The sequence below is a fragment of the Bacteroidota bacterium genome, assembly GCA_030706565.1.
Lineage (GTDB): Bacteria > Bacteroidota > Bacteroidia > Bacteroidales > JAUZOH01 > JAUZOH01.
Window position 1 is genome coordinate 1 of the sequence record JAUZOH010000179.1, and the last position, 7739, is coordinate 7739.

Sequence of the window (7739 nt, forward strand, 5' to 3'; positions counted from 1 at the left end):
ACTTTTTATCTAGGAGGTTGAATTTTTTCAAGTTTATCGTAAGGTGTATTTTGTCCTATCTCCTTTGGATTTCTCCCATAAGTATCCCCAAAATATCCCCAAACCTCATTAAGTACATAGCCCATAGCCCGGCGGTTGTAGTTCAACACAGACTCATCGCCGGGTTTTGCAGACCGCTCAGGCTCCTATTTATTGTGCGTTTGTGCTTTATTTTTTCTCATTTTATAAATCATAAAGTTACTTGTCTCCTCATCAAAACGACCATACAAATAATCTCCATACATTTCAAAAACCTCTAATCCTGCAGTTTTAATCATACTCCTTAATTTCGAATCAGTTATTGGTTTGAAATTTATTTCCAGGAATCTTTTCTCAATCAGGATATTCATCGAATCGTATATTTCATAGAATTGAAATCCTGAAACTATTTTATCGGTTTCGTTGTATTGATTCATAGATGAAATAATCAACTGTCTGTTGTCTGCTATTTGGAATTTTCCCATTATCCTTGTATTGCCATCTGCTAATCTTAATCGAGTTTTAGGATTTTGAAGTGTTAAAATAAAAATGCCGTCTTTATCAAGATGTGAAGAAATTGATTGCAATGCTTTAATCTGCAAATCAGTTGAAATAATCTCGGTAATTGAATGAAAGGGCAAAATTATCAAACCAAATTTTTTATCCAAATTCAGATTAGTCACATCCATTTGAACCAAAGTTACGGAGTAAATTTTGTTTTTAATTTTTCGTTCAAATGAATCTAACATCCCTTTTGAATAATCAACACAGGTCATGTTTAGTCCTGAATCTAGTAAAGGAATTGATACTCGCCCTGTGCCACACATTAATTCTAATATTTCTCCATTAAATTCTTCAGTCTCTTTAAGGAAAAATGGAATATCAAAATCAACATTCACATAAAAATCATAAATGTCAGCTACTTTATCAAATTTTATAGATTCTTTCATGATGCGGTTTTTGTTTATTGTATAACGCACAACGGCTGGCGGTAGCAGGCGAGTGGAACTGTTATAAAAAATCAGACAATAAGTTAAGAAAAAAAATTAACTTAACGGATTATGAAAAGCAGAAGGAAATATGATCGAGATTTTAAACAAATAGTTGTTGAACTCTTTTATAAACCGGAAAATATTGAAGATATGGCTGCAGAATCAGGGATACGAAAATATCTATGTTATTTGTGGCTTATAGAGTTCCTTATCCGGTTGAAAAGGGAGGAAGCCAGATTTGCATGAGCTGAAAAAATGAATGGGAAAAGGAGCTTGCACGGTTGCCATTATACAACTCCGTTGTTCCCCTGAGCTTACTCTTTCCTGACTATATCAACCGAAATCTCCACTGCCGGAATGGTTCCTCTGTTCTCTAGCCAGTGTGTGGTGTTCTTATCCTCTGGCCAGCCCACTCCAGGCCCATAATCCGTCGCGACTCCATTTCGATGATCAGTGATCGTTCCTTGAAGTATGTAAACGGTACCTGGTCTGTCTCTATGGTCGTGAATAGGACCAAATACACCTCCAGGCTCAAAGGTCACCATACGCATCCGAAGCTGCCGCCCTGCCATTCCCTCTATTTCAGGGCCAAGGTCAACTGTTGTAAGTAACTTCACCCTAATGCCTTTCGTCTCAGGTGCTGTTTGTTCGTTGCTCATAGTGCGCTCCTTTCTTTATTTTCATGTTCTAACAGAATATTGGATTTACAAACCGTATTGGCAATTGTTGTTTTCTATGAACAGCTAATTAATCAGTGAATTATTTATTAAAGTTATGAAATCATTGTCATATAATACTCCAAATCAAGCAATAAAAGTATATGTTTGATGGCAGAGTTTATGTTGTAACACAAGTCTGCCGATTCTCCCTTTTGATTGTTGAACATTTTTAAATTGGCACTTTCCTTATACCAAATCGGCACGTTATAAAACGTACCGTTTGGCATAAGGAAAACCTACATTTTATAATAATTTTTATTAGTTAGTAATTGAATTAATGATAAAAGTTGCTTTTTAAATTGTGCGCAAAGTTTGCGGCTATACAGTGTGTTGTTTGTAGTTATTGTCTTTGCTATTTTCCAGATCGAGATGCGATTTTAATAATGCAATCTGAGATTTGATTAACAAATTTCAAAGAAAGATCATGCCCCATTCCATTAATTATGCATAATTCAGCTCCCGGAATGGTAGCAGCCAATTCTTTTCCTGCCGTTAATGGTACCAGCGAATCTGAATCGCCGTGTATTACCATAACAGGCATTTTTAATTTTGTAAGCTCTGGCCGCCTGTCGCAATAATCCCCAATAAGAACTGCTGCGACCTGTCTGTTTACAGCCGGAGGGTCCCAATTTCTGTTTTTAACATGCTCCAGTGCACGTTTCCTGAGTACATCCTCACTGTCAACAGCACCAAGTACTTTATAGACTTTTACAAGGTAGGTTGCCAGAGAATCCTTATTAGAGGTTGCAGGAGGTGGTGTTGCCATGGCCGTCAATACTTTTTCATTACCTTGTGGGCGTCTGGGATTCCCTGATGAGGCTGAAATGCTAGTCAGCGAGAGTACCCTGTCAGGAAAATGAATGGCTATAAGCTGGGCTATAATCCCGCCCATTGAAGCACCTACAATATGGGCATTATTAATATTCAGCGCATCCATTAATCCGATAACATCTTTGGCCATATCCAGCAGTGTATAGGGCAATGGAGCAGGTTTACAGGTGCCCACATATGGACCAATGGCGTTCCAGTCTGGCTGTCCTAATGAATCAAGATGTGTGGATAAACCTATATCCCTGTTGTCAAATCGTATTACATAAAATCCTTTTGAAGCCAACTTTTGACATAACTGTTCGGGATAATGAAGCATAGTTGCTCCTGTACCCTGTATGAAAATGATTGCTTCATTCTCTTTATTTCCAAAAGCTTCATAGGCGATGGTGAGTCCATTTGAATAAACTTTTCCTGTTTGCGCAACGATATAATTAGTTGTCAAAATTGTTAGAATACCAATAACAAGAATTTGTTTAAAGTGTTTCATTTTCAACTTTATAAGAGTATTTGGTTTATGGGATTTTCCATTTTCAAGTTAAAATTACAAACAACGTTGACGGCTATAGTTTGTTGCCGATTTCGAAGCAATTTTCTATCAAGGTACAATAAGCTTTGAAAAGAGCTAAAACCTTAAAATTGGCACTGCAACGGCAATAAACTATACGGTGTGTTGGCTATAGTGTTTATTTTATTGTCAATCCAACTAATGAAAAATCCATAATCCTATTTACTTTTGCATTTTTCATAAGTACCGTTGTATTAGGGTAATTCAGTTTCACTATTAAAACCTTAAAGAATACATTATTACTATCATTTATGAAATATTTATCCTTTATTACTCCGTCAATTTGTAAATCAACTTTGGAGTTGTAAGTCCAAACAATATTTGGACAAACATAAATTACCGCATTTCTTTGTCCGTCGGCTGTATCTACTGGCATAAAGATAGAAATCTTGTCGCCAATTCTGTGCTTTTTATAGTTTTCAGTGGCTAAAATCCTTTGTGTTTTGCTGCAATCATTAATTTTCCCCCAATATTTTTTGTAAACCTCAATCTGCTTATTTAAATCAATGGTCTTATTTGTCAGTTTTCGATAGAGAGAAGTCAATATTATCGAAGACATATCATCGGGATGAAATATCCCTATTTTATTAAAATATTTAACTAATAAAGTATCACACTGATTACGTATCCAGCTATTCCTAATCCACATACCAATTGAAAAATGGGCATTTTTTAATGAGTCTTTTATAAATTCTTCCTTTTCTTGGTCTGTCCATTTGTTATCAAAGTAGTTTATCGCTTCATCTAGGTCTTTTGGCAAGTCCTTTGACAAATCTTTTTGAGCATTGTTGCTAGTACAACTAATAAATCCAACAAAAAATATTATCAAGAATTTACTCATGTTCGAAGCTTTTTTAACATTACCGCCATACGAAAAAAGATGCGGGACGCATCTCAAGAAAATTCCAGTCCCCGGCATGTTTTATACCGCTTGTTAGCAACCGTTATTTTTTTATTCATAATCATTCCAGTTCTTGTCACGAATAGATTCTCCGTGTTTCTTGATAATTTCAAAATCATTTATCATTAATGTGTTTTGTGAATTTTTAAGCTTTTCTTCGATTATTTTTTGTGCGTTTTTGTTAGCTTCAAGAGCTTCCTTTTGTTTGTCGACTCCATACAAAAACCAACTATATTTATCCCATGCCTTATAACTTTCATTTCTTGCTTCAGTTCCTGTAATTTCATTTAGGTTCACAAAATAATAAATCCTGTCTGCGTGAGTAAATGAAATAAAAATCGTAAAAACCATATAAATTATAAATAGCATAAAAGATGTCTTTATTTCCTTGCTTTCTTGAAACTTATAAATCAATGTCGTAAATGAAATTCCAAAAGCAATTATGAAAAGAAAATTAAATCCAAAAATAACAGGTCCACCATACCAAAACTGAATCCGAAAAAGTAAGTAAATTGTCAAGAAAGAGAATGATAAATTTTTCAATGATTCAACCAATTTCTCTTTCTTATTCTTGAAGAAGAAAATAACACTATAAATAAACAACAGCAAAGCTCCAATTATTAACAATAATGATGCTCCAGGAATGTGAGGGAATTTGAAAACCAATCCTAACAGTAAACTTGCCAACGCAGAAATTAATAGTTTTTTCATATATTTTAATTTTAGTATGTACGTTTCTTTCAATTGTTGTTAACGGTTGGCGGTTATGAAACGTGCCGGATTGCGGAATTGCGTCTGTATCACACGATACGAAACTTGATGTGGGACGAAACGCTTGCAAACCTACTAAAAACCGATATGTTTTATGACCCTTTGTTAGGTGGCATAGTTTTTATTATATCATCTAACTTTCAATGGACTTATACACCAATTCTCTGAATTCCTTAAAAACTGGATAATGGAAATTTGGAACAAACTGTGTCATTAAAATTAAGACCAATTCTTCTTTTGGGTCAATATAAAAGTAAGTGTTTGCTGAGCCAGACCACCAGTATGAACCGGGAGTTCCAATAGTATTCGCCTTAATTTCATCCTGTAGTATTGCAAAACCAAATCCGAATCCCATCCCTAGCATTATTTTACCCATAAAATCATCATCGGGCATGATTACGTGAGATAGTTGATTTGAAGTCATTAGGTCAACGGTGTTGCTCTTTAAAATACGTACTCCATTATAAACACCTTTATTGAGTATCATTTGTGAAAAAATCATATAATCTGAGGCAGTAGAAAGTAAGCCTCCGTTGCCACGGATTGATTTAACGGATTTAGATAAATTATTTACTTCAGGATTTTTAATCATTTCCATACCATGCTGACCTATTGCATAAACCTTTGAAACTAGAGATATTTTTTCATTAGGAACAAAATAATCAGTCTCGACCATTTTTAATGGCTTAAATATTCGCTCTTTGAAGAATAAATCCAATGATTTTCCAGATAGAACTTCAACTAAATATCCTAATACATCTGTTGATTCGCCATATTGCCATCTCGTTCCAGGTTGATATTTTAGAGGAATTTTTGCTAATTTTTGAATTAAATCCTTTAAAGTAAAAGCATTCGAAAGATCTGCTACCCTATAAAGTGAATCAACCGGACTATCTTCCATGCCACTAGAAAATCCGGATGTATGAGTTAAAAGATTTCGAATTGTCATTGGCGTTTTCTGCTCCTCTACATGTATTCCATTTTTGTCTTTATATGAAAATACTTTCAAATCTTGAAATTCAGGAACATATTTGGCAACCGGATCATCCAATTGAAAATAGCCCTCATCGTATAATATCATCGCAGCTACACTTGTAATTGGCTTTGTCATTGAGGCAATTCTAAAAATCGCATTTAAATCCATTGGCTTGTCAACATCCATCAATCCGTACTTTTCAAATTTTACAATTTTACCGTGTCGGGCAACCATAATTACCATACCAGGAAGTTTCTTTTCGTCAACATATCTTAGCATAAGAGAGTCTATTTTATTTAAGCCTGCCGATGATATGTCCATTTTCCCCGGTTTCGAGATAGATAGTGTTATTCCCTGTTGAGAAAAACTATATGAGGAAATAAAAAGTAAAAAAAATAGAAATGTGTTTTTCAATTTAAAATTGGTTTTGTCATTTTTGTTTTTACCATGCTAACTAATGGTCGGCGGTATTGTGTCGTGTGGGATTACGAAGTGATTTCCTTTCAACTTACTCTGACCCTTTCGCGAGACGTAAACCTTCGAAAACCACTGAAACCCGCATACACTATTCCATGTGTTAGACATGGGTTTTTTCTATTATGTTTAATTCACCATTTATTATAAAGCCTAATAGAGCGATAGATAAAATCTCAATCGCTCTATAGCTTAATTTGTTCTTCGGATGAAAACTACAACGTTTTCACTGGAATACATATGTCTAAGACAAATCTGCGTTTAGAGTCTTCATCCGGCGAATTGTAGTATAACTCATATGGGTAACCATCCCTTGGTTGATATCCACTTTCTGTAAACCATAAACACATTGTATTCCAAGCTTTTTCAAATCCTTTCTCATCAATTTCAAAATGACCGACAGCATATTTGCCGCCTTCTAACTTCATTTTGCCAATCTCGCCATCAACTTTCACATCGTTATCTACAGTAATACAAGCACTTTGACGAACTTGTTCAATCGCAGTTATAGTAGGGTCGTCATGATAAACAGTAATCGTTTTTGTTTCTGGAAAATTTAACAGACCTCGTGGACCTGCCCATTTCATAAGCTTTTCATAAGCTTTCCCGATTTGGTTAAACTGACCTGTGTGTCTACAGTAAACGACATTAATTTCAGGCATTTCTTTAATTTCGATTTTTGTGTCCATAATTATAAAATTTGAGTGATTAAATTGATTAAAATTATCACTACAAAGTTGTCCTTTAAAATCTGGACTCATTTGATTTATCTTGCGGGTCAGTTGACCATTCTTGCTAAAATATAAACCGTCTTTTGCAAAAATTGCTTTTTCAGTTTCCCTAAATTCTTTGGCAGTCAAACCAAAATATTTGCGAAATGTTCGGCTAAAATGGGCTACACTACCAAACCCACAATTATAAGCTATTTCGCTTATTGAAACATTTTCGTCATTTCTAAGTTGTTGGGCTGCTTTTTCAATTCGTATTCGTTGAATAAAAGTATTTATTGTTTCATTTGTTAAAGTTGAGAAAATACGGTGGAAATGAAACGGTGAAAAACAAGCAATTTGAGAAATTTTATCAAGTGTAATAACTTCGTTTAAATGCTTTTCGATATAGTCAATCACTCTATTTATTCTTGCTATGTATTCTTGTCTGCTTTTGTCTTTTGTATTCATTTCTAAAACTATTGACTGTCATATTTTAAACTTGTGACTAACGGTTGGGGCTATGGGCTATGGCTGAGTTCGGAGATGCGTCTGTATCCCACGTGCCGAATTTGCTGCGAGACGAGACGTTGAATACGCTGCAAGCCCTGCCATTGCTTATGAGCCGTTGTTAGCGGTTCGTGGTTTTTCTGTCGTATTAAAGTCTATTATAATTCAGGCTAATAATATTTGTCAATTCCACCAAATCCTGGAATAAGTTTGTTTTCACGTGTCTTTTGAATAAAGTTGGTCAGTCGTTTAGTAAATTCCTCTGGTCGTTTTCT

9 protein-coding genes are annotated in these 7739 nt (G+C 34.8%); 1 reads left to right on the plus strand and 8 read right to left on the minus strand.

All coding sequences use genetic code 11. The features are described from left to right. Positions 1 to 5: 5 nt before the first annotated feature. A complete protein-coding gene (locus tag Q8907_09995; GenBank protein ID MDP4274597.1) occupies positions 6 to 149 on the minus strand; it encodes a hypothetical protein in 144 nt (47 codons plus the stop codon). Between the two features lie 36 nt (positions 150 to 185). Continuing rightward, positions 186 to 968, minus strand: coding sequence for a class I SAM-dependent methyltransferase (locus tag Q8907_10000; protein ID MDP4274598.1), 783 nt, complete (start codon positions 966 to 968; stop codon positions 186 to 188). Between the two features lie 111 nt (positions 969 to 1079). Here Q8907_10000 and Q8907_10005 point away from each other — a divergent pair, with 111 nt between their 5' ends. Then, on the plus strand, positions 1080 to 1256 hold the full coding sequence (locus Q8907_10005; GenBank protein ID MDP4274599.1) for a hypothetical protein: 177 nt from the start codon (positions 1080 to 1082) through the stop codon (positions 1254 to 1256). Between the two features lie 68 nt (positions 1257 to 1324). On the opposite strand, the gene Q8907_10010 is transcribed toward Q8907_10005, so the two are convergent. The 6 genes from Q8907_10010 to Q8907_10035 form a co-directional block, all read right to left on the minus strand. Further along, the gene (locus Q8907_10010; protein MDP4274600.1) at positions 1325 to 1669 is read right to left on the minus strand and encodes a cupin domain-containing protein; all 345 of its coding nucleotides are present in this window, start codon (positions 1667 to 1669) and stop codon (positions 1325 to 1327) included. Positions 1670 to 2081: 412 nt separating this feature from the next. Continuing rightward, positions 2082 to 3047 (minus strand): alpha/beta hydrolase, encoded by a 966-nt coding sequence (locus Q8907_10015; GenBank protein MDP4274601.1) that lies wholly within the window; start codon positions 3045 to 3047, stop codon positions 2082 to 2084. A 196-nt stretch (positions 3048 to 3243) separates the two neighbouring features. Continuing rightward, positions 3244 to 3966, minus strand: coding sequence for a hypothetical protein (locus Q8907_10020; protein MDP4274602.1), 723 nt, complete (start codon positions 3964 to 3966; stop codon positions 3244 to 3246). 111 nt (positions 3967 to 4077) lie between these two features. Further along, positions 4078 to 4737, minus strand: coding sequence for a hypothetical protein (locus Q8907_10025; GenBank protein MDP4274603.1), 660 nt, complete (start codon positions 4735 to 4737; stop codon positions 4078 to 4080). A 193-nt stretch (positions 4738 to 4930) separates the two neighbouring features. After that, positions 4931 to 6094, minus strand: coding sequence for a serine hydrolase domain-containing protein (locus Q8907_10030; protein MDP4274604.1), 1164 nt, complete (start codon positions 6092 to 6094; stop codon positions 4931 to 4933). A gap of 368 nt (positions 6095 to 6462) precedes the next feature. Continuing rightward, the gene (locus tag Q8907_10035) at positions 6463 to 7425 is read right to left on the minus strand and encodes an AraC family transcriptional regulator (GenBank protein MDP4274605.1); all 963 of its coding nucleotides are present in this window, start codon (positions 7423 to 7425) and stop codon (positions 6463 to 6465) included. Between the last annotated feature and the right edge of the window lie 314 nt (positions 7426 to 7739).